Source organism: Rhizobium sp. WSM409, from assembly GCF_057653825.1.
This window is the reverse complement of the sequence record NZ_CM172794.1, coordinates 401647-423956: the sequence shown is the minus strand read 5'-3', so window position 1 is coordinate 423956 and position 22310 is coordinate 401647. Positions and strand designations below refer to the sequence as shown.

17 protein-coding genes are annotated in these 22310 nt (G+C 61.9%); 7 read left to right on the top strand and 10 right to left on the bottom strand.

Annotated elements, in window-relative coordinates:
- Complete coding sequence (locus tag AC25BC_RS02085) at positions 1-237, top strand: hypothetical protein (RefSeq protein ID WP_113546492.1); 237 nt, start codon at positions 1-3, stop codon at positions 235-237.
- On the opposite strand, the gene AC25BC_RS02080 is transcribed toward AC25BC_RS02085, so the two are convergent.
- From AC25BC_RS02080 to AC25BC_RS02065, 4 genes are all read right to left on the bottom strand, one after another.
- A complete protein-coding gene (locus AC25BC_RS02080; protein ID WP_128439578.1) occupies positions 210-2057 on the bottom strand; it encodes a methyl-accepting chemotaxis protein in 1848 nt (615 codons plus the stop codon). The two genes, AC25BC_RS02085 and AC25BC_RS02080, sit on opposite strands and share 28 nt — an antisense overlap.
- Before the next feature lie 229 nt (positions 2058-2286).
- A complete protein-coding gene (locus AC25BC_RS02075) occupies positions 2287-4818 on the bottom strand; it encodes a methyl-accepting chemotaxis protein (RefSeq protein ID WP_113546493.1) in 2532 nt (843 codons plus the stop codon).
- Between the two features lie 313 nt (positions 4819-5131).
- The gene (locus AC25BC_RS02070; protein WP_012756101.1) at positions 5132-5275 is read right to left on the bottom strand and encodes a hypothetical protein; all 144 of its coding nucleotides are present in this window, start codon (positions 5273-5275) and stop codon (positions 5132-5134) included.
- 244 nt (positions 5276-5519) lie between these two features.
- Entirely contained in the window at positions 5520-6740 is a 1221-nt protein-coding gene (locus tag AC25BC_RS02065) for a BaiN/RdsA family NAD(P)/FAD-dependent oxidoreductase (protein WP_113546494.1), read from the bottom strand.
- An 88-nt stretch (positions 6741-6828) separates the two neighbouring features.
- Between AC25BC_RS02065 and AC25BC_RS02060 the strand changes: the two genes are divergently transcribed.
- The 5 genes from AC25BC_RS02060 (at position 6829) to edd (ending at position 13796) form a co-directional block, all read left to right on the top strand.
- Complete coding sequence (locus AC25BC_RS02060) at positions 6829-8265, top strand: glutamine synthetase family protein (protein ID WP_012756099.1); 1437 nt, start codon at positions 6829-6831, stop codon at positions 8263-8265.
- A gap of 12 nt (positions 8266-8277) precedes the next feature.
- Positions 8278-9576 (top strand): NAD(P)/FAD-dependent oxidoreductase, encoded by a 1299-nt coding sequence (locus AC25BC_RS02055; protein WP_128439579.1) that lies wholly within the window; start codon positions 8278-8280, stop codon positions 9574-9576.
- A gap of 134 nt (positions 9577-9710) precedes the next feature.
- On the top strand, positions 9711-11186 hold the full coding sequence (gene zwf / locus AC25BC_RS02050; protein WP_012756097.1) for a glucose-6-phosphate dehydrogenase: 1476 nt from the start codon (positions 9711-9713) through the stop codon (positions 11184-11186).
- A gap of 10 nt (positions 11187-11196) precedes the next feature.
- Complete coding sequence (gene pgl, locus AC25BC_RS02045; RefSeq protein ID WP_128406381.1) at positions 11197-11895, top strand: 6-phosphogluconolactonase; 699 nt, start codon at positions 11197-11199, stop codon at positions 11893-11895.
- Positions 11896-11972: 77 nt separating this feature from the next.
- Positions 11973-13796: a phosphogluconate dehydratase gene (gene edd / locus AC25BC_RS02040; protein WP_128439580.1), complete on the top strand. Its 1824-nt coding sequence runs from the start codon at positions 11973-11975 to the stop codon at positions 13794-13796.
- Between the two features lie 87 nt (positions 13797-13883).
- Here the strand turns inward: edd and AC25BC_RS02035 are convergent, their stop codons facing one another.
- From AC25BC_RS02035 to AC25BC_RS02010, 6 genes are all read right to left on the bottom strand, one after another.
- Positions 13884-14237, bottom strand: coding sequence for a hypothetical protein (locus tag AC25BC_RS02035; protein ID WP_003545591.1), 354 nt, complete (start codon positions 14235-14237; stop codon positions 13884-13886).
- 176 nt (positions 14238-14413) lie between these two features.
- Entirely contained in the window at positions 14414-15502 is a 1089-nt protein-coding gene (locus tag AC25BC_RS02030; protein ID WP_128439581.1) for an ABC transporter ATP-binding protein, read from the bottom strand.
- A gap of 21 nt (positions 15503-15523) precedes the next feature.
- Complete coding sequence (gene bglA, locus AC25BC_RS02025) at positions 15524-17176, bottom strand: beta-galactosidase BglA (protein WP_017992955.1); 1653 nt, start codon at positions 17174-17176, stop codon at positions 15524-15526.
- A 33-nt stretch (positions 17177-17209) separates the two neighbouring features.
- Complete coding sequence (locus AC25BC_RS02020) at positions 17210-18373, bottom strand: carbohydrate ABC transporter permease (protein WP_012756091.1); 1164 nt, start codon at positions 18371-18373, stop codon at positions 17210-17212.
- A 1-nt stretch (position 18374) separates the two neighbouring features.
- Positions 18375-19388, bottom strand: coding sequence for a carbohydrate ABC transporter permease (locus AC25BC_RS02015; RefSeq protein WP_487778534.1), 1014 nt, complete (start codon positions 19386-19388; stop codon positions 18375-18377).
- Positions 19389-19576: 188 nt separating this feature from the next.
- Complete coding sequence (locus AC25BC_RS02010) at positions 19577-20938, bottom strand: ABC transporter substrate-binding protein (RefSeq protein ID WP_012756090.1); 1362 nt, start codon at positions 20936-20938, stop codon at positions 19577-19579.
- A 308-nt stretch (positions 20939-21246) separates the two neighbouring features.
- Between AC25BC_RS02010 and AC25BC_RS02005 the strand changes: the two genes are divergently transcribed.
- The gene (locus tag AC25BC_RS02005) at positions 21247-22272 is read left to right on the top strand and encodes a LacI family DNA-binding transcriptional regulator (protein ID WP_012756089.1); all 1026 of its coding nucleotides are present in this window, start codon (positions 21247-21249) and stop codon (positions 22270-22272) included.
- The last annotated feature ends 38 nt before the right edge of the window (positions 22273-22310 follow it).

The window sequence follows — 22310 nt, the reverse complement described above, 5'->3', positions numbered from 1 at the left end:
ATGATCGACATGCTCACCATCGCAGGCACCATCGGCTATCGGCACTATCCCAAGCGAAGCGGTTGCAAGGCGGAAGAGGACAGATTCTATGCCGAGTTCGGAAACAATAGCCTCATTGGCTTCGCCGCCTGGCTGACGTCGCTCGACCTCGACCTCAGAAGGCGCCGCAAGACCGCGGCGCAATCCCGCGGTGGCAGCGGCTGCGCGGGTCAGGCGACTCTTCTTGCTCCGAGATGAGTCGGTGCCGATTCTGCGACGATGCGGAAGCGCTCGATCAGCGCCATCAGCGTATCGGCTTCGCCGGCAAGCAGGCGGCTTGCCTGCGTCGTCTCGGCAACCATCGCCGCGTTCTTCTGGGTCATCTGGTCCATGGCGTTGACCGAACCGTTGACTTCCTGCAGCGCGGCCGACTGGTCGCGGCTGGCGGTGGCGATGGTCTCGACATGGCCGCTGATCGCGATGATCTCCTGGCTGATCGAGGCAAGGACGCTGCCGGTCTTCTGGACCAGTTCGGAGCCTGCCGTCACTTCGCGGCTCGACGTCTCGATGAGCGACTTGATCTCGCGCGCCGCATCGGCCGAGCGCTGGGCGAGTTCGCGGACTTCCTGGGCGACGACGGCAAAACCCTTGCCCGCCTCGCCGGCCCGCGCCGCCTCGATGCCGGCATTCAGCGCCAGAAGATTGGTCTGGAAGGCGATGTCGTCGATCACCTCGATGATCTGCTCGATGCGCTGCGAAGCCTGCTCGATGCGATCCATGGCGGCGACGGCATCGCCGACGACGGCGCCGGAATTGTCGGCCGTCTTCTTGGTCGCAGCCACGACATTGTTGGCTTCACGGGCACGCTCGGCGGATGAACGAACGGTCACGGTGATCTCTTCCACCGCGGCCGCAGTCTCCTCGAGGTTCGCCGCCTGCGCCTCGGTGCGTTTCGAAAGCTCGCCGGCAGAGGCGGAGACGGCGCCGCTGTTGCGCTGGATCGTCGCGGCGCTGTCACGGATACCGGACAGCGTATCCTGGAGCCGCAAGAGGGAAGCGTTGAAATCGACGCGCAGCTGCTCCAGCCGGCCGACGAAGGGCGTGCCGATCGTCTGTGAGACATCGCCCTGCGACAGGCGCCCGAGGCCGGCGGCAAGCTGGTTGACGGCAAAGTCGATCTGGCCGTCGAGCGAGCGCTTGTCGGCATCGTTCCTGGCCCGTTCGGCATCGCTCAATTCGCGCTGTTCGGCAGCCTGGGTTTCCAGGTCGCGCCTTGCGCGGGCACTGTCGCTGAAAAGCGCCAAGGCCCGGCCGATGTCGCCGAACTCGTTCTTCTTTTCGACACAGGGGATCGCCCCTTCGAGATCGCCCGCGGAAATCGAGTGCACGCTCGCTGTCAGCGCCTGCAAAGGCTTCACCGACAGGCGGATCGCATAAAAGGCGAGAACGCCGACGATGAGCATGACGATGGCGCCGACACCGAGAACCAGCATCTGCAGCTCATACATGCGCTGGTAATAGACCTCCATCGGAATGCCGATGAAGAGAATGCCGACATTGGCGTTCGAGGCATTCTTGATGGGGAAATAACCGGTCATGAACTTGCGGCCGAAAAGCTCCGCCGGACCGTAATAAGCCTCACCCCTGGCGAGAACTGGCTGGGCCGGGTGTTCGGCTATCAGCTTGGTGCCGACGGCGCGGTCGCCGTTTTCCTTCTTGACGTTGGTGGATATGCGGACGTAGTCGCTGCCCTGTTTTTGGAAGATGGTCGCGACACCGGCGATCGATTGCGCCGTGCGGTCGACCAGCGAATGATCGGCAAGGGCCGGGATGGCGTCTTCGGTGACGGCGGAGAGCTGATTGTCCTTCAGTTCGATCTTTGCAGCCTGATCAGCCGCGCCGTAGAGGACAGCCATCGCACGGGCGGCGTCCTTCGCATCGGAGACGGCCCCGTCCATGACCTGATGGCTCAAATTGTAATAGGTCACGCCAACGATGGCGGCCGTGCTGATCGCCAGCAGAAACAGCGTGATCGCAACGATCTGGCGTACGATCGACGTAGAGAAAAGGCGCAGCATCGAGACCCCCGGGAGATAGACCAAGGTTAAATTAGACTAAAAGCGTTAAGGAAGATTCTCCGTAAATCAGGGTTGTCGGAGGTATTCATCGGTCTCGTTTCGGACGGACCATCTATGCGTGATGGCCGCGCCGCCGCTCGCAATCCGACCGGAGCGCGATTTCTGCGAAATAAAGAAAACGGCCCCGGAAAACTCCGGGGCCGTTCGCACGAAGGCGGTCGGTCGATGATCAGGCGGCGCGATAGACCGGCGCACCGGTGGCGTCGCCGTCGATCTTGAACTGCTGAATGAGCCGGCGCAGCGAACCGGCCTCGTCGGCTAGTTCGCGGCTGGCGGCAGTCGTCTCCTCCACCATGGCGGCGTTCTGCTGCGTCATCTGGTCCATCTGGTTGACCGTCGCGTTGACGCTCTGCAGCGCGTTGGACTGGTCGTGGCTGGCGCGAGCGATCATCTCGACATGCTGGCTGATCGTGACGATCTGGGCGCTGATCTTGGCGAGCACCGTGCCAGTCTCCTGCACGAATTGCGAGCCGGAATTGACCTCGTTGGTCGATTTGTTGATCAACCCCTTGATCTCCTGCGCCGCGGCTGCGGAGCGCTGGGCCAGTTCGCGGACTTCCATCGCGACCACCGCGAAGCCTTTACCGGCCTCACCGGCGCGCGCCGCCTCGATGCCGGCGTTGAGCGCCAGGAGGTTGGTCTGGAAGGCGATCTCGTCGATGACGCCGATGATCTGCTCGATCTGGCGCGAGGCACCTTCGATGCGGCTCATCGCGTCGATCGCATTGCTGACGACGACGGCGGAATCGTCGGCACTGCGCTTGGCCTGGCGGACGATCTGGTCGGCATCCTTGGCCCGTTCAGCCGACGAGCGGACCGTGACGGTGATCTGATCGACGGCAGCCGCGGTCTCTTCGAGCGAGGCAGCCTGCTGTTCGGTGCGCTTGGAGAGATCCTCGGCCGACTGGGCCATCTGGTTGCCGTTGCCCTGGATCAATTCGACATTGTCGCGGATCTGGCTCATCGTCGCCTGCAGGCGCATCATCGAACCGTTGAAATCCTGGCGCAGCTGTTCGAGGCGGCCGATGAAAGGCGTTTCGATCGTCGTCGAGATATCGCCCTGCGACATGCGTTCGAGGCCGGCGGCGAGCGCGTTGACCGCGAATTCGATCTGACGATCCATCTCGCGCTTTTCGGCGTCGTTACGCAGGCGCTCATGTTCGGCAGCGGCGCGTTCCTCGTCGCTCTGCTCCTCGATGCGGATCTTCGAGATGGCGTTTTCCTTGAAGATGCCGAGCGCGCGGGCCATGTCGCCGATTTCATCGTGGCGCTGCTCGCCGGAGATGCTGGTGTCCAGCGCCCCTTCGGCGATGCGGCGCATGGCGGCGGTGATATGGCTGATCGGGCGCTGCAGCGTCAGCACCAGGGCAATACCGCCGAGGATCGACAGCAGGATGCCGAGACCGGTGGTCATGACGGAAATGCTGTTTGCCTGAGTGCGCTCGGTGCCGGCCGTCTGCTTCTGCAGTTCGGCGAAATCGGTCAGCTTTTTCCAGATCTGGTCGAGCTCCTGGCGGGCGGCGGCATAGGCCGTGACGCGCTCGCCGATCGTGTCGACGATCTTCGAGCCGCCGCCGGAGATGACGTCGAGCGCCGGCTGGATCGCGCCGGATATACCTTCGGCAAAGCCCATGCCCTTGGCGCTGGTGACCAGCACCTGCATGTCCTTGCCGAGCGTGCCGGCCTGCTGCTGCAGACGCACGAGATTTTCCTTGCTGGAGTCGGCGAGAAAGTCGGAAAGAACGATCTGCAGCGAATAGACGGAATTTTCGAGGCGCCTCGTATCCTGCAGGACCGAGTTGGCCTGGGCGATCCGGCCGTCGAGCGCCGCGAATTCCTGGGTCGCGTCACGCATCTTCTGCGTTGCGGTCAGCTGCGTATAGGTCGAGGTCTGGCGGAAGCGAGAAACAAGGCGGCCGAGTTCGGTGGCGGTCTCGTCGGTCGGATTGGGCGTCTGGACGATCGCCTTGATGCCGTCGATGGTCGCAGCCAGCGCCTCGATGACATTCTTCTGATTGCTCGGAACCGAGATGGCGATCAGACGCTGCGATTTGATGATCTCCGGCATCTGTTCGTTGATGAAGGCGATCTTGTCCTGCGGTGTCTGCGGCTTGCTGAAGCCGCTGGCGACGGTGCCGAGGAAATCGCCGCCCTTCAGCAGGCGGTCGGCCGTGCGAAGGGTGCTGGTGGCGGCGCTCTCGTCGCTCTGGACGGTGCTCTGCAACTGCTCGGCCTGGTAGGACACGGTGAAACGGGTGCTGATCACGCTTTTCTGGGCCGCGTCGATCTGCTCATGCAATGCCTGTTCCTGCTCGTGCAGGGCCCAGAGCTTGTCGACGACGCCCGAAATTTCCTTGGTGCGGCGCGATGCCTCCGCAAGGCTGTCACGGCCAGCGGCTTCGTCACCGACCTGGCTCAGCGTCTGGTCGAGCACGCCTTGCTGGATCTTCAGATCCGCGCTCAGTTTGTCGCGCGCCTCAGGGCTGGTGACGCGCAGGAAATCATCCATCGAACCATAGAGATCCTTGAAGCCGCTCAGCGACTGCAGCACGCTGTTGGATATTTCCATGCGGCCCTGCAGAAGTCCCGAAGCGTAGAGGCCGGTCAGGCCCACCGCCGAAATGGTGACGACGAAAGGCAGAACGAAGATCAGAACCTTGGTCTTGATCCTGAAGCGGGAAAGAATCTTATCAATCAACATGGCGTTCCGGGCCTTTCATACACCACTCCTCCCGCAGGCGGCCACATGGCGCCAGCCGGGTGCACATCGAGCTGTTCTTATTTTACATTGGGGAACCCGGAAGCCAGGCGGCAGTCATTGCCAGTTCATGTCCAAACAACTTGGAGATGCCCAAATATTCGCGGGCAATTGTGTCAGATTAGATATTAATTTTCGGATAAGCAGTGACGGCGGGTTAAGCCAAGGCAGTGAAATAGTTGCAAAATTATGGGCCGCGTCGTCGCGGTGAGGTGATCACCATGCCGGAACGTTTGCTCCAGGCCTGCGGACGGGATCAGATGAAGTGCGAGAGCAGCAGCGCGAGGCTGGCGGCGGTGGCGCCGGCTGCAAGCATCAGATAGCGCAGGGCGACCATTCGAGCGTTGGGCTTTGCCTCGGCAATTGCGATGGCGCGGGCGCGTCGTGCGTTTCTGTTCATGGTCGAAACCTCACTTCTCTCTGACACAACAACAATCCAACAAAACGGCTTGCCGGTAAAGCTTAATTTAGGAACGACCTTACAAACCGCCAATTGAGACAGGATGGCGCACCTCTATTAAAAAGTCTTGAATCGGCATTTCTAAAGCACGTCGCGCTGAATCGGGACCATGCGACGCGCTTTAGGTCTTTGTTTTATGCATGTCGTTATCTCAAAACCGCTGCACACTTTTGGGCGACATGCATTAGACGCATTCGCCCGCGGCAAAACCGGAAGCCCAGGCCCACTGGAAATTATAGCCGCCGAGCCAGCCGGTGACGTCGACGCATTCGCCGATGAAATAAAGGCCGGGCACGGCTTTTGCTTCCATGCTGCGGGAATCGAGCGCTGCCGTGTCGATGCCGCCGAGCGTCACTTCGGCGGTGCGGTAGCCCTCCGAGCCGGAGGGTTTGACTGCCCAGTTCTGGACGCCGGCGGCAAGACGCAGCAGCGCCTTGTCAGGCAGGTCGGCCATGTTGCCGGAGATTTTCTCGCGCTCGACGAGAAATTGTGCCAGCCGCTTCGGCAGGATATCGCCGAGTGCCGTCTGCGGCGACTGACGGCCATTGAGCTGCTTTGCCACCTTCAGATGGGCGGCAATATCGATATCCGGTTCGATGGCGACCACGATCTCGTCGCCCTCGCGCCAATAGGAGGAAATCTGCAGGATGGCCGGGCCGCTGAGCCCGCGATGGGTGAACAGCAGCGCTTCGCGGAAGCCGGTCCTGCCGTGGCGGATTTCGGCCGGGGCGGCAATGCCGGCGAGCGGCGCGATGCTTTCCAGCAGGCCGGGATCGAGCGTCAGCGGCACGAGGCCGGGTCGGGTTTCGAGCACGGCCAAGCCGAACTGCTCGGCAAGGCGATAGGCAAAGCCGGTGGCGCCCATCTTCGGGATCGACTTGCCGCCGGTGGCGACGATCAGCGACGATGCTTCACAGTGACCTTCGCTCGTCGATACCCGGAAGCCGGATTCGGTCTTTTCGACGCCTGATATCTCGGTGCCAAGATGCAGCGTTGCACCGGCCGCGCGCATCTCCGCCAGCAGCATACGGATGATGTCTTTGGCGCTATCGTCGCAGAAAAGCTGGCCGAGCGTCTTTTCGTGCCATGTAATGCCATGACGGTCGACCATGGCGATGAAATCGGCGGGCGTGAAACGGGCAAGCGCCGACTTGCAGAAATGCGGGTTGGCGGAGAGGAAATTCTTCGGTCCGGCATGGATATTGGTAAAATTGCAGCGGCCGCCGCCTGATATGCGGATCTTCTCGCCAGGCGCCCTGGCATGGTCGAGGATGACGACCGAGCGGCCGCGTTTTCCGGCGCGGATGGCGGCCATCATGCCCGCCGCTCCGGCGCCGATGACGATAACGTCGCTTTTGCGCTGCAAACCCGTTTCCCCGATCAAACCCGCGTCTTCTTTTTCCATCAAAGGGCGAAAGTCAACGTTTGCCACCCCTCGCCAATTGGCAAAGTCTGGTTATGATGGCACCACGATCAATACAAACCGGTGTGTCATGTCCCCAAAAAAGACGACGCTGAAGCCTGCCAGAAACGTACCCGCCTCGAAGAAAACTCCCCCGGAACCCGGATCCCTGCGTGGCGTTGCGAACTGGAAGGAAGCAGCGCGGTGGCTGAGGGCGAGAGGCATCGAAGACATCGAATGCATCACGCCGGACCTTGCCGGCGTTGCGCGCGGCAAGATGATGCCGAGCTCGAAATTCACCTCCAACACCTCGCTGGCGCTGCCTTCGGCCATCTACCGGCACACGATTTCGGGCGAATATCCCGACGAGACGGAGAGCTTCCGCTATGAGCCGCGCGACAGCGACCTGAAGCTGATGCCCGACCTTTCGACGCTGTCCGTCGTGCCCTGGGAGACCGACCCGACGGCACAGGTGATCTGCGATATCGTCGATTCGGACGGCGGCGAAGTGCCCTATACGCCGCGCAACGTGCTGAAGCGGATCATGAGCCTCTATCATGAGCGCGGCTGGAAACCGATCGTGGCGCCCGAGATCGAATTCTATCTCGTCGCCAAAAACGACGATCCCGACTATCCGCTCCACCCGCCCAAAGGCCGGTCCGGCCGCTCGATCCTCGGCGGCCAGGGCTATTCGATCGCCGGCATCAACGAGTTCGACGAACTGATCGACGACGTCTATCATTTCTCGGAGAAGCAGGGGCTGGAGATCGATACGCTGATCCATGAAGAGGGACCGGCGCAGATGGAGATCAACCTGCGCCACGGCAATCCGATCGAACTTGCCGACCAGGTATTCCTGTTCAAGCGGACGATCCGCGAGGCGGCACTGAAACACGACATCTATGCGACCTTCATGGCCAAGCCGATGCAGGGCCAGCCGGGTTCGGCGATGCATATCCACCAGTCGGTGGTCGATATCGAGACCGGCAAGAACATCTTCTCCAATGCCGATGGCTCGGCTTCGAAGGAATTCTTCCATTTCATCGGCGGCATGCAGAAATTCGTGCCGAGCGCGATGGCGATGCTGGCGCCTTACGTGAATTCCTACCGACGCCTGCAGCCCGATATGTCCTGCCCGGTCAACAATGCCTGGGGTTACGACAACCGGACGACCGCCTTCCGTGTCCCGGTCTCCGATCCGCAGGCGCGGCGCGTGGAAAACCGGCTGCCGAGCTCGGACGCCAACCCCTATCTCGCGCTCGCCGCCTCGCTCGCCTCCGGCCTGCTCGGCATCATGAAGCAGATCGAGCCGACGGCGCCGACCGAGGATTCGGCCAATGAGGGATCGATCGACCTGCCGCGCGGCCTGCTGGAAGCCGTGGCGCTGCTCGAGGACGAACCCGCTTTCGAGGAGATGTTCGGCAAGCAGTTCATCGGCCTTTATGCCGGCGTCAAGCGCGGCGAGTTCGAGACCTTCATGCAGGTGATCAGCCCCTGGGAGCGGGAATTCCTTCTGCTCAACGTGTGAGGCAAGCATCAAATGGCATCGCAGGAGACGTGGCAGAGCCCGATCGCGCCCGGGCTGTCCTGGTATCAGGCAACCGTCGGGGAGCGGCCCACCTACCCCGCTCTCGACGGCTCGAGAACATGTGACGTCGCAATTGTCGGCGGCGGTTATACCGGCCTGCAGGCCGCCTATAATCTTGCCAAGTCAGGCGTTTCGGTGGTCCTTATCGAGGCCTACCGCTTCGGCGACGGGGCGTCCGGGCGCAATGGCGGCCAACTCGGCACCGGTCAGCGATGGTGGCCGGAAGAACTCGAGGAGAAGATCGGCTACCAACGCTCGAAGGCGCTGTTCGATCTTGCCGAAGCGGCCAAGCGCCATCTCATCGATTTCGCCCGCGAGCATCAGATCGAGATCGACTATGTGCCCGGCCAGCTCAACGTCGCACACAAGGCGAGCTACAAACGCGACTATTACGAAAATGCCGAAATCGCCGCCTTACGGTACGGCTATCCGCATCTAAGCTTTATGGACGAGAAGGAAACGCAGGAGAGGCTCGGTTCGAAGCGTTTCCATTGCGGTGTGCGCGATGTCGGCACCGGCCACATCCATCCGCTGAAGCTGCTGGTCGGGCTGGCGCGGGTCGCCGCCAATGCCGGCGCTGAAATCTTCGAGATGACCAAGGCAACGGCGATCCGCCAAAGCGGCGGCAAGATGACGATCGAAACCGAAAGGGGAACGATCACCGCCGAGCGCGCACTGATCGCCTGCAACGGTCATATCGGCGACCTTGAACCGGTAACGGCGAGCCATGTCATGCCGATCCGCTCCTTCATCGGCGCCACGGCGCCGCTCGACGGGCATGCCGGTGTGCTGCCCGGGGGCGAGGCCGTGGCCGATTCGCGCTTCGTCGTGCGCTACTTCCGCAAATTCGGCGATGGCCGCCTGCTGTTCGGCGGACGCGAAGCCTATACCTCGGACAATCCGCGCGACATTTCAGAGCACATCCGCCGGCAGATCGCCGAGATCTATCCAGAGCTGAAGGACATCGAGATCACCCATGCCTGGGGCGGCAGCGTCGGCATCACCCTGCCGCGCCAGCCCTTCGTGCGGGAGGTCATGCCCGGCGTCACCTCGATCGGCGGTTATTCCGGCCATGGCGTCATGCTGTCAAACTACTGTGGCAAGCTCTATGCGGAAACGGTGCTTGGAAAATCCGGCGATCTCGATCTCTTCACATCGCTCGATATTCCCGCCTTTCCCGGCGGAGCCCGGATGCGCGCACCGTTGCTTTTCCTCGCCTTGTCGTGGTTTGCACTTCGCGACAAGTTTTAGTCCGATTGCGGATTTCCTCTTCCGGAAATTCGCTCTAAAACCAGTTCCTGAGAGATTCATTGCACTGCACACTGGCTTTTTTAAATCGATTAGATTAAAAGGGCCGCCAACCAGCCTGATTGAGAGACAAGCTCATGAGCAGCCAAATCATTCCCGTTGAGCCCTTTGATTATGTCGTCTTCGGCGGCAGCGGCGACCTTGCAGAACGCAAGCTTCTGCCCGCGCTGTATCATCGCCAGATCGAAGGCCAGTTCAGCGAACCGACCCGCGTGATCGGCGCCTCGCGCAGCCCGTTGACGCACGAGGAATACCGCAAATTCGCCAAGGACGCGCTGAACGAGCACCTGAAGAAGGGTGAATATGACGAGGCGGAGGTGGAGAAATTCTGTGCCCGCCTCTACTACGTCTCGGTCGACGCCCGCACGGATGCCGGTTGGGATCAGCTGAAGAAGCTGCTCGACGAGGGCAAGGATCGCGTGCGCGCCTTCTACCTCGCCGTCGCTCCGGGCATCTTCGGCGATATCTCGCAGAAGATCCACGACCACAAGCTGATCACCAAGTCGACCCGCATCGTCGTCGAGAAGCCGATCGGCCGCGACCTCGCCTCGGCGCTGCAGCTCAACGACACGATCGGCCGCGCCTTTAAGGAAGAGCAGATCTTCCGTATCGACCATTATCTCGGCAAGGAGACGGTGCAGAACCTGATGGCGCTGCGCTTCGCCAACGCGCTCTACGAGCCGCTGTGGAACGCCAACTACATCGACCACGTGCAGATCACCGTGGCTGAATCGGTCGGCCTCGAAGGCCGCGCCGGCTATTACGATACGGCGGGCGCACTGCGCGACATGGTGCAGAACCATATCCTGCAGCTGCTCTGCCTGACGGCGATGGAAGTACCCTCGTCGATGGATTCGGAAGCCGTGCGCGACGAGAAGCTGAAGGTGCTGCGGGCGCTGAAGCCGCTCAATGCCTCCAACGTCGAGCAGGCGACGGTCCGCGGCCAGTATCGCGCCGGCGCATCTGGCAGCGGCCCGGTCAAGGGTTACCTCGAAGAGCTCGAAGGCGGCGTCTCGAACACCGAGACCTTCGTTGCCATCAAGGCCGAGATCAACAACTGGCGCTGGGCGGGCGTTCCCTTCTATATCAGAACCGGCAAGCGCCTGACCGGGCGCATGTCCGAGATCGTCATCACCTTCAAGCCGATCCCGCACGCGATCTTCGACCAGGCGGCCGGGCGCATCAACGCCAACCAGTTGATCATCCGCCTGCAGCCGGATGAGGGCGTCAAGCAGTCGCTGATGATCAAGGATCCGGGTCCGGGCGGCATGCGCCTGCGCAACGTCTCGCTCGACATGAGCTTCGCCCAGGCCTTCAACGTCCGCAATCCCGACGCCTACGAGCGCCTGCTGATGGACGTGATCCGTTCCAACCAGACCTTGTTCATGCGCCGCGACGAAGTGGAAGCCGCATGGAAATGGGTGGATCCGATCCTCAAGGGTTGGGAAACGACCGGCCAGCAGGTGCAGGGCTATACAGCCGGCACCTGGGGGCCGAGCCAGGCCATCGCGCTGATCGAGCGTGACGGCCGCACCTGGCATGACGAAATCTAGGACGAAATCGATGGCATCGACCCTGCATTCCTTCGCCAGCGCCGCAGACCTCGCCGGCAGTCTCGCCGACAAGGTCGCCGATGCGCTTTCGGCGGCGATTGCCGCCCGCGGAACGGCGTCCATCGCCGTTTCCGGCGGCTCCACGCCGAAGGTCTTCTTCCAGACGCTTTCGACGCGCGACATCGCCTGGGACAAGGTGACGATCACGCTTGTCGACGAACGTTTCGTGCCGGCCGACAATCCGCGCTCGAACCATCTGCTGGTCGATGCCAATCTGCTGCAGAACAAGGCAAAGGCGGCACGCTTCCTGCCGCTCTATCAGGATGCCGCCTCCGCGGAGGAGGCGGCAAGGCTCGCAACCGAGAAGACCAGGGCGATCAGTTCACCCTTCAACATCGTCATCCTCGGCATGGGTGGCGACGGCCACACCGCCTCATTCTTTCCCGGCGGCAGCAATCTTGCCAAGGCGATCGATGCGTCGACGCCGCGCGGCATCATTACCATGGAAGCGGAAGGAGCCGGCGAGCCGCGTCTGACCTTCACCTTCTCCAGTCTTGAGGATGCCGCACTCCTGGTTCTCCATATTGAGGGCGAAGGCAAAAAAGACGTTCTCGCCAAGGCGGAAGGCAGCGGTGACGAGGCAGAAATGCCGATCCGCGCCGTTCTGCGCCGGGCCACTTCCCCGGTCGAGATCTACTGGGCTCCCTGATCCACCGTCATCCGGATTGAGATTCAGGCCAGAGCCGCCGAAACAGATAAAGACAACGAACAAGGCAGGGATTTTCCATGTCCGCTCACGCACGCATTTCTGCGATCACCGATCGCATCGTCGAACGCTCGAAACCAAGCCGCGAGCGCTACCTGGAACGCCTGCGCGCCGCCGCTTCCAAGGGTGTCGCGCGCTCGGTGCTTGGCTGCGCCAACCTTGCCCATGGCTTCGCGGTCTGTTCCCCCGCCGACAAGGATGCGCTCGCCGGCGACCGCATCCCCAATCTCGGCATCATCACCGCTTATAACGACATGCTCTCAGCCCACCAGCCATTCGAGACCTATCCGGCGATCATCCGCGAGGCGGCGGCCGAGGCAGGCGGCGTGGCGCAGGTGGCCGGCGGCGTGCCGGCGATGTGCGACGGTGTCACCCAGGGACAGCCGGGCATGGAGCTCTCGCTGTTCTCGCGCGACCTGATCGCCATGTCGGCGGGCGTCGGCCTGTCGCACAACATGTTCGATGCCGCCCTCTTCCTCGGCGTCTGCGACAAGATCGTGCCGGGCCTGGTGATCGCAGCCCTGTCCTTCGGACACCTGCCGTCGATCTTCGTTCCGGCCGGTCCGATGACCACAGGCCTGCCGAACGACGAGAAGTCGCGCGTGCGCCAGCTCTTCGCCGAAGGCAAGGTCGGGCGTGCCGAACTGCTGGAAGCGGAATCGAAATCATATCATGGTCCCGGCACCTGCACCTTCTACGGCACCGCCAATTCCAACCAGATGCTGATGGAAATCATGGGCTTCCACATGCCCGGCTCGTCCTTCATCAATCCCGGCACGCCGCTGCGCGAAGCGCTGACGCGCGAAGCCGCCAAGCGGGCGCTGGCGATCACCGCGCTCGGCAACGAATTCACGCCGGCGGGCGAAATGATCGACGAGCGCTCGGTCGTCAACGGTGTCGTCGGCCTGCATGCGACCGGCGGCTCGACCAATCATACGCTGCACCTCGTCGCCATGGCGCGGGCAGCCGGCATCCAGCTCACCTGGCAAGACATCGCCGAGCTTTCGGAAATCGTCCCGCTGCTTGCCCGCGTCTATCCGAACGGGCTTGCCGACGTGAACCATTTCCAGGCGGCCGGTGGCATGGGTTTCCTCATCAAGGAACTCTTGAAGCACGGCCTGGTGCATGACGACGTGCGCACAGTCTTCGGCCAGGGCCTCGCAGCCTATACGGTGGATGCCCGTCTCGGCGAAAACGGCGCCGTCATGCGCGAGCCGTCGCCGGAAAAAAGCGTCGATCCCAAAGTGCTCTCCAGCATCGAGACGCCGTTCCAGGCGAATGGCGGGTTGAAGATGCTGCGCGGCAATCTCGGCAAGGCGGTCATCAAGATATCCGCCGTCAAGCCGGAGCGCCACATCATCGAGGCGCCGGCGATCATCTTCCATAGCCAGCAGGCGCTGCAGGATGCCTTCAAGGAAGGCAAGCTCAACCGAGATTTCATCGCCGTCGTGCGCTTCCAGGGCCCGAAGGCGAACGGCATGCCGGAACTGCACAAGCTGACGCCACCGCTCGGCGTGCTGCAGGACCGCGGCTTCCGCGTGGCGCTGCTCACCGACGGGCGCATGTCCGGCGCATCCGGCAAGGTGCCGGCCGCGATTCACGTCACGCCGGAAGCGGTCGACGGCGGTCCGATCGCCCGCATCCGCGAGGGCGACATCATTCGCCTCGACGCGATCAAGGGCACGCTCGAGGTGCTCGTCGATGCGGCCGACATGGCCGAGCGTGAACCTGTCGTCGTCGATCTCTCCGACAATGAATTCGGCATGGGCCGCGAGCTCTTCGCGCCGTTCCGCCGCGCCGTCGGGCCTTCGGACCAGGGTGCGAGCGTGCTCTTCCACCACTGAGCGGGTGGCTTCTGGCAAACAAAAACCCGCGGGAGCCTGAAGCGCCCACGGGTTTTGATTTCAATCCGTCCTGGTGGACGCGCGACTTTAGGCTCGAATATCGAGAACGTAGTCGCGGTGCGCCGGATGGGTGCTGTAGACGAAGATCTTGTTCAGCTCCTTCTGCGTCAGCAGGCGCAAGAAGCGAACTTCCACTGTGTTGTTGGCGTTGACCTTCATCAGCAGGCATCCGACCTTGGTGATGCGGGCATCCGGAATATCCAGATAGAACTGCTTCGGCAGGCTGAACTGGGTCAGGATCGCGAGCGTCGCGCTGCTCATCGAGATCCGGACAATGTCGCAGCGGCGCGAAGCCGCGTGCATGACGCCCTTTTCCGTATATTCGATGCGCGCGGCGTTCATGGTGTCCTCCATCTTGAACCGCGCCTCGCGGTCATACATGAAGGATTCTTCCTTGCTCAGGAAATGAGATTTTGGCTGTGACGGATTGGAAGCGGCCACCTGCTTATCCCCCTCATAAATTGACAGGGAAAAGGTAGCAGCCGATCTTTAACAGAAAGTGAGAATTCGGCCCGTCCCGCACAATTCTTGGGGCCATCACCCCAAAAATGGCCGCCTCACTTCCGGGAGGTATGGCCGGTTGCGTCAAACAGATGCAACTTCTGCCTGTCGGCGGCAAACCGCATCCTCTGGCCCTTCTTCACATCATAGATGCCGGGCAGCTTGACGACGATCGGCTCGCCCGGGACCAGACCCTCGATATAAAGCAGCGTCACTTCGCCGAGCGCTTCGACGATCGACACTTCCCCTTCGAAAAGGTAGTCGGCGCCATCGGCAACCCGGAGATCCTCCGGCCGAACGCCGAAGCTTGCCTGCTTGCCCATTTCCGACGCGTCGGTCGCCACATCGAGCGTCACCGACATGCCGCCGGTCAGCGTCACCGTCGTCTGGCTTCCGGTTCCGGCGACCGTTGCCGGAATGATGTTCATCGCCGGCGAGCCGATGAATTTCGCGACGAAGAGGTTTGCCGGGCGCTCGTAGAGGTCCAGCGGCGCGCCGACCTGCTCGATATTGCCGGCGGAGAGAACGACGATGCGATCAGCCAGCGTCATCGCCTCGACCTGGTCGTGGGTAACGTAGATCATCGTCGTATCAGCCATCTGTTCGTTCAGACGGGCGATCTCGATGCGGGTCGCGACGCGCAGCGCGGCATCGAGGTTGGACAGCGGCTCGTCGAACAGGAAGACCTTGGGATCGCGGCAGATGGCGCGGCCGATCGCCACGCGCTGGCGCTGGCCGCCGGAAAGCGCCTTCGGCAGGCGACCGAGATATTGGGTCAGTTGCAGGCTCTCGGCCGCCGCTTTGACGCGGCGATCGATTTCCTGCTTGCTTTCGCCGGCGATCTTCATGCCGAAAGCCATGTTGTCGAACACCGTCATATGCGGGTAGAGCGCATAGGACTGGAAGACCATGGCGATGCCGCGCTTGGAGGGCGGCACGTCATTGACGAGATGGCCATCGATATACATCTCACCGCCGGTGATCGCCTCGAGACCGGCGATCATGCGCAGAAGCGTGGACTTGCCACAGCCGGACGGACCGACGAAGACGATGAATTCGCCCTGCTTGATATCGAGGTCGATACCATGGAGAACGTCCACGGAACCGTAGGATTTGCGGATATCCTTCAGCGTCAGTCCAGTCATTTCTCTCTCTCCCCTTAGTTCCTAGGCGAGACGGGCGAAATACGCCCCCCAGGCCGGAATATCGATCTTGTCGCCATAGTTGTTGCTGGTAAAGCCGTGGCCCGTCAATGCCTGCCATTCTCCAGCAGGCAGAATGACGGCGGCCTCGGCCGGGCTCATGTTGAAGATGCAGAGCAGCTTCTCGTTGCCGTATTCACGGGTGAAGACCAGGCTGTCACCCTGTTGTTCCTCGAATTCGATCTCGCCCTTGGCAAAAGCCGGATGCAGCTTGCGGAAAGCGATGAAGCGGCGATAGTGCTCCAGCACGGAAGCCTCGTCGCCCAGCTGGACGCTGACGGCACGCAGGATATGCTCGACCGGCACCGGCAGCCAGGGCTTGACCGTCGAGAAGCCGCCCTGGGCGACCTGGCTGTCCCAGACCATCGGCGTGCGGCAGCCATCGCGGCCCTTGAATTCCGGCCAGAACTGGATGCCGTAGGGGTCCTGCAGATCCTGATAGGCGAGATCGGCCTCGGTCAGCGCCAGTTCCTCGCCCTGATAGAGGCAGACGGAGCCGCGCAGCGTCATCAGTAACGAGGCATAAAGCTTGGCAAAGGCGTCGTGATCGGCGACCAGCCCGCCCCAGCGGCTGACATGGCGCATGACGTCGTGATTGGAGAAGGCCCAGCAGGCCCAGCCATCGGGTGCGGCAGCTTCGAAATCCTGCATCACCTCCTCGACGCGCTCCGGCGTCAGCGGATCGGGCGCCAGGAACTCAAAGGCATAGCACATGTGCATCTTGTCATTGCCGGAGGTGTATTCGCCGACGATTTCAAGGCCGCGCTGGCTGTCGCCGACTTCGCCGACGGCGGCGATTGCCGGGAATTCCTCGAGAACGGCGCGGAAGCGCTTCAGGAAGGCAAGGTTCTCCGGGCGGTTCTTGTCGTAGAGATGCTCCTGAAAATTATAGGGATTGACCGCCGGCGCCGTCGAAGCGTTGCGGCGCTCGGGGGCAAGCGCCGGATTGTCGCGCAGTTGCGTGTCATGGAAATAGAAATTGATGGTGTCGAGGCGGAAGCCGTCGACGCCGCGATTGAGCCAGAAGCGCACGACGTCGAGCAGACGGTCCTGCACCTCAGGATTATGCAGGTTCATGTCCGGCTGCGAGGTCAGGAAATTGTGAAGGTAATATTGCATGCGCGTCGGATCCCACGCCCATGCCGAGCCGCCGAAGATCGACAGCCAGTTGTTCGGCGGCGTACCGTCCGGCTTGGCGTCGGCCCAGACATACCAGTCGGCCTTGGCGTTGGTCTTGCTGGAGCGGCTCTGCGCGAACCAGGGATGCTGATCCGAGCTATGGGAGATGACGAGGTCGATCATCACGCGGATGCCGAGGCGATGAGCCTCGGCGATCATCGTGTCGAAATCCACCAGCGTGCCGAAGATCGAATCGACATTCTCGTAGTCGGAAACGTCATAACCGAAATCGCGCATCGGCGAGGTGAAGAAGGGCGAGATCCAGATCGCATCGACGCCAAGGCTTGCCACATGCGGCAGGCGAGCGGTGATGCCCTTCAGGTCGCCGATGCCGTCACCGTTCGAATCCTGGTAGGAGCGCGGGTAGATCTGGTAGATCACCGCGCCGCGCCACCAGTCTTTGTCAGGGGTCGAGATCGATTGGGAAGCCACGTTCATGGAATATCCTGTTTGAAGTCACGTTTGGAATGATCAGCCTCCCTTGACCGAACCTGCCAGCAGACCGCGCACCAGGTAACGCTGAAGCCCGAAGAAGACGAGCAGCGGCACGATGATAGTGACGAAGGCTGACGCCGTCAAAATCTCCCAATTGCCGCCGCGCGAGCCGAGCAGCGCGTTCAGGCTGCCGGTCAGCACGATGTGGTCCTTGTCGGTGCCGAGGAAGACCATGGCGACGAGCAGGTCGTTCCACACCCACAGGAACTGGAAGATGGCGAAGGAGGCGAGTGCCGGGAAGGACAGAGGCAAAACGATGCGGACGAAGATCTCGAAATCGCTTGCGCCGTCGACGCGGGCGGATTCGATGATCTCCTTCGGCAGGCCGGCGATATAGGCCCGCAAGAGATAGATGGCGAGCGGCATGCCGAAAGCGGTATGAGCCAGCCAGATGCCGGGATAGGTCTTCGACGGCTGGCCGAGCATGTTGCCGATCTCGTTATAGAGGCGCAGCAGCGGGATCAGCGACATCTGCAGCGGCACGACGATGAGGCCGACGACGAGCGCGATCAGCAGCCCGCGGCCGGGAAACTCCATCCAACTCAGGGCATAGGCGGCGAAAGCGGCAATCAGGATTGGGATGATCGTCGCCGGGATCGTCACGGTCAGCGAGTTGATGAAGGATTGGCCGATGCCCTCGCCGGTCAGAACCGTGTTGTAGTTCTGCATCGTGAATTCCGGCGGCGCCGAGACGGATGCATAGATGCGCTTCGGGCGTTGGTCGGGCGAAAAGGCGGCGTTCTTCACATAGCGGTAGCTGCCGTCGCTGTTGATCTGCAGGGTTTCACCGTCGCCGAGATCGGCGGTCTCACCGGCCTTGAAGGCGGCCGGCTGCTGTATGCGGTTGCCGAAGGCCTTCACCGCGCGGCCGGTCTGGCCTTCCAGCACATTGCCCGAGATGACGTAGGTGGCACCCTCCTGCTTTTGCTGGTCGGGTGTACCAAGGCGGACCGCGGCCGTCTGGGTCGAGCCGACGAAGGCCGTCCACCAGCCGGAGACGACGATCTGGTCCTTGTCGCGCAGCGCGCTGACGAAGATGCCGAGCGTCGGGATCAGCCAGATGATGACGATCAACAGAACGGCTGCGTGAACGAAGAGCCGGGCGGGGCCGATCTTGAAGTAGCTTCCGATAGCGGTCATCTCAGTGCCCCTTCAATTCGCGATTGGCGCGGCGCACGTTCCAGACCATGATCGGCGTGACGGCGAGCATGATGATGATGGCGATGACCGCACTTCGGCCGGAATTGCCGCCGCCGCGGAACATCCAGTCGAACATCAGGTTCGCCAGCACCATCGTCTGCCACTGGCCGTTGGTCATGGTCAGCACAATGTCGAAGACCTTGAGGACGAGGATGGTGATCGTCGTCCAGACGACGGCGATGGAACCCCAGACCTGCGGCACCATGATGCGCCAGAAGATCTGCCAACCATTGGCGCCGTCGATCACGGCGGCTTCGATCGTCTCCTCGGGGATGCCGCGAAGGGCGGCCGACAGGATGACCATGGCGAAACCGGTCTGGATCCAGATCAGAATGATCATCAAGAAGAAGTTGTTCCAGAAGGGAATGGAGATCCACACCTCCGGCGTGCCACCGAAGGTCTGCACGATAGCGTTCAGCAGGCCGATCTGGACGTCGTTGCCGCCGCGATATTCATAGATGAATTTCCAGATGACCGAGGCGCCGACGAAGGAGATCGCCATCGGCATGAAGACAATGCTCTTGGCGATATTGCCCCACCAGATGCGATCGGTCATCACGGCGATGACGAGGCCGAAGAAGGTGCAGGCGGCCGGCACGACGGCGAGCCAGAGGATGTTGTTGAAGATCGACTGGCGGAATTCGCGGTCGCCGAGCGCCCATTTGTAGTTGGCGAGGCCGACGAACTGCAGGCCGGCACGGTCGTAGAAGGAGAGGATGAAGGTCGCAACGACGGGATAGACGAGATAGACGACGAGCAGGAAGAGCGCCGGGCCGATGAACAACCACGGCCGGACGAGGGCACGCCGGTTGAGATTGCGCGATGCGGCGCGGATGTCACCATCCTTCACCGGCAGAGCGAGATCCAGGATCTTGTTCGAAAAATAGAAATAGGCCGAGCATGCGATAACGGCTCCGACCACGACGCCCAAAGCGGACACTATCTGCGACAGCATTTCGTCCCTCCCCTGCTTCCCCTGATCTTATTCCGACCGGCTTTTATTCTGACGGGTCAACGCCGGTCACCGTCAATCTATTTGTATAGCCCAATCACAATATATCCTGCGATGGCCGGGCTCTTTGCGAGCCCGGCCAGTCATGCAAGCCCATACCGCCGGCAAGCCGGCGGCATAATTTTGAAAGATTACTTGATGCCGTCCCAGGCGCTCTGGATTTCGCCAGCGGCCTCTTCAGCGGACTTGCCGCCGACGAAATCGACCATGCCCGTCCAGAAGGCGCCGGCGCCGATCTTGCCCGGCATCAGGTCGGAACCGTCGAAGCGGAAGGTGGTGGCCGAGGTCAGGATATCGCCTTCCTTCTTCATCTGCGGGTTGGCGTAGGCCTCGGTGCTGACGCCCTTATACGGCGTCAGGAAGCTCGACTGCGCCATCCAGACCTCATGGGCGATCGGGGTCTTCAGGAAGTCGATGAAGGCGCGGGCCGTCTTCGAGTCCTTGGCGATCGAGACGAGCGTGCCGGCGCCGAGAACCGGCTTGCCGAGTTCGGGATGCGACGCAAAGGTCGGCATGTAGAAGAAGTCGGCATCCTGACCGAGCTTCGTGCCTTCAGGGAAGAAGGACGGGATGAACGAGGCCTGATGGTGCATGTAGCACTTCGGCGGAACCGCGAAGAGGCCCTTCGGGCTGTCGCGGAAATCGGTCGAGGCCACGGCTGCGACGCCGCCATCGACGTATTTCGCGTTCTTGGCGAACTTGCCAAACTCGTCGATCGCGGCAACGACCGCCGGATCGGTGAACTTCAGCTCGTTGGTCGTCCACTTGTCGTAGGCTTCGGGCGGCTGCATGCGCAGCATGATGTCCTCGACCCAGTCGGTCGCCGGCCAGCCGGTGGCGCCGCCGGAACCGAGTCCGATGCACCAGGGAACGCCGCCGTCCTTGACGATCTGGTCGGTCAGGGCATGCAGTTCTTCCATGGTCGTCGGGATCTTGTAACCGGCTTCCTCGAAATTCTCCGGCACGTACCAGACCAGCGATTTTACGTCGGCCTTATACGGGAAGGCGTAGAAGGCTTCCTTGCCGTCCTTGCCCTTGTAGGTACCGTAACCGACCCAGCTGTCGCCGGCGCCGTAATTGTCCTTGATCCACTTGGAGTTGTCATCGCCGAGCGGCGTCAGGAAGCCCTTGCTGGCGAGATCGGCCAGGAGGCCGGGCTGCGGCAGAACGGCAATGTTCGGCGGCGAGCCCGCCTGCGTGTCGATAACGATCTGCTGTTCGTAGTTTTCGGAAGACGAGTATTTGGCATCGATGCCAGTGGCTTCGGTGAAATAGGCAAGCACGCTCATGAAGAACGCCTCGTCCTCGCCGCGCCACGGCCCGAAGATCGTCAGCGGCTGACCCTTCAGATCGGCATGCGCAGCCTTGAACTCGTCATAGCTCTTCCAGTTGAACTTGGAATCCTGTCCCGGGGCAAATTTCAAATCGGCCGCGGACGCAGCACCGGCAAAAAGCGCTGCCACGGCAACGCCCATCAAAAATGACTTTTTCATGTGATCAACCTCCCATCACAATCCCAACCGCGCCGAATTCCCTCAATAAAGAAATTTCAAAGCGCTTTGACACCCAACTCATTCCACTTTCGGCGGAATGAAGTCAAGTTAATTCGCGAAAACCCGCTGCAAACACGCCAGATATCGGGGCATATCGCGGCGCAACAGCACCTATCGGGAAATATGGAGCGATTTTTCTTGAGTCAAGCGCGCCAGATGATACATAATTGAAAGCGCTTTGGATGCCACTGGGAGGCGGCAGGCCTTTTCAAGACGGCTGACGGGCGGGCCGGGAGGAAGCATAGCAGGTGAATCTCAAACAGCTATCGGAATTGCTGGGGCTGTCTCAGACGACGGTGAGCCGAGCGCTCAACGGCTATCCCGAGGTCAACGAGGCGACCCGGGAGCGCGTGCTTCAGGCTGTCAAGGAAACCGGGTACCGCCCGAACAAGGCGGCGCAACGGCTTGCGACCGGCAAGGCAGGCTCGATCGGCCTCGTCATGCCGACGGCGCCCGGCCACCAGTCCGACGTGCATTTCGGCGAATTCCTGGCAGGGCTGGGCGAAGAGGCCGTGCGCCACGACTTCCACTTCGTGATCATGCCGGCCGACCCGGATGACGAGGTGGCGGCGCTGCGCCGCCTTGCGATCAGCGGCAATGTCGATGCCCTGTTCGTCGCCTATATGCGCGGCCACGATCCACGGCTCGCCATGTTGAAATCGCTCTCGATGCCCTATGTCGTGCACGGCCGGTCCTTCGGTTCGGAGCCGGACTATCCCTATCTCGACATCGACAATGAAGGCGCCTTCTACGACGCGACGCGGCTCTTGCTGCAGCTCGGCCATACGCGCTTTGCGCTGATGAACGGACCGATGCATCTCGATTTCGCCATCCGCAGGAAGAACGGTGTCGTCGCCGCCCTTGCCGAGCGCGGGCTTGCGCTCGAGGAGGGTTGCATGAGCCACGCGCTGATGACGGACGAACAAGGCCTGCTGGCAATGGAACACTTCCTGCAATTGCCGGAGCGACCGACGGCGATCCTCTGCTCCAGCACGGTGCTGGCGCTCGGCGCGATCCGCGCGGTCAACCAGGCCGGATTGCGGCTCGGCGAGGATATCTCGCTGATCGCCCATGACGACGTACTGCCGCTGCTGAAACCGGAAAGCTTTTCCGTGCCGCTGACGACGACGCGCTCTTCACTGCGGGCGGCGGGCGTTCGCATCGCGCAGCGGCTGATCGGCACGGTAAAGCAGGCGGGCCCCTTCCCCGACCAGGAGCTCTGGAAGACCGAGCTGATCGTCAGGGCCTCGACCGGTCCTGTTCCCCAGGCCTAGAACAGGATGTCGTCCGAAAACCGCTCACACTTTTCGGC

Coding starts and splice junctions, on each gene's coding strand:
- AC25BC_RS02085 (WP_113546492.1), top strand. CDS start 1: ATGATCGACATGCTCACCATCGCAGGCACCATCGGCTATCGGCACTAT.
- AC25BC_RS02080 (WP_128439578.1), bottom strand. CDS start 2,057: ATGCTGCGCCTTTTCTCTACGTCGATCGTACGCCAGATCGTTGCGATC.
- AC25BC_RS02075 (WP_113546493.1), bottom strand. CDS start 4,818: ATGTTGATTGATAAGATTCTTTCCCGCTTCAGGATCAAGACCAAGGTT.
- AC25BC_RS02070 (WP_012756101.1), bottom strand. CDS start 5,275: ATGAACAGAAACGCACGACGCGCCCGCGCCATCGCAATTGCCGAGGCA.
- AC25BC_RS02065 (WP_113546494.1), bottom strand. CDS start 6,740: ATGGAAAAAGAAGACGCGGGTTTGATCGGGGAAACGGGTTTGCAGCGC.
- AC25BC_RS02060 (WP_012756099.1), top strand. CDS start 6,829: ATGTCCCCAAAAAAGACGACGCTGAAGCCTGCCAGAAACGTACCCGCC.
- AC25BC_RS02055 (WP_128439579.1), top strand. CDS start 8,278: ATGGCATCGCAGGAGACGTGGCAGAGCCCGATCGCGCCCGGGCTGTCC.
- zwf (WP_012756097.1), top strand. CDS start 9,711: ATGAGCAGCCAAATCATTCCCGTTGAGCCCTTTGATTATGTCGTCTTC.
- pgl (WP_128406381.1), top strand. CDS start 11,197: ATGGCATCGACCCTGCATTCCTTCGCCAGCGCCGCAGACCTCGCCGGC.
- edd (WP_128439580.1), top strand. CDS start 11,973: ATGTCCGCTCACGCACGCATTTCTGCGATCACCGATCGCATCGTCGAA.
- AC25BC_RS02035 (WP_003545591.1), bottom strand. CDS start 14,237: ATGTATGACCGCGAGGCGCGGTTCAAGATGGAGGACACCATGAACGCC.
- AC25BC_RS02030 (WP_128439581.1), bottom strand. CDS start 15,502: ATGACTGGACTGACGCTGAAGGATATCCGCAAATCCTACGGTTCCGTG.
- bglA (WP_017992955.1), bottom strand. CDS start 17,176: ATGAACGTGGCTTCCCAATCGATCTCGACCCCTGACAAAGACTGGTGG.
- AC25BC_RS02020 (WP_012756091.1), bottom strand. CDS start 18,373: ATGACCGCTATCGGAAGCTACTTCAAGATCGGCCCCGCCCGGCTCTTC.
- AC25BC_RS02015 (WP_487778534.1), bottom strand. CDS start 19,388: ATGCTGTCGCAGATAGTGTCCGCTTTGGGCGTCGTGGTCGGAGCCGTT.
- AC25BC_RS02010 (WP_012756090.1), bottom strand. CDS start 20,938: ATGAAAAAGTCATTTTTGATGGGCGTTGCCGTGGCAGCGCTTTTTGCC.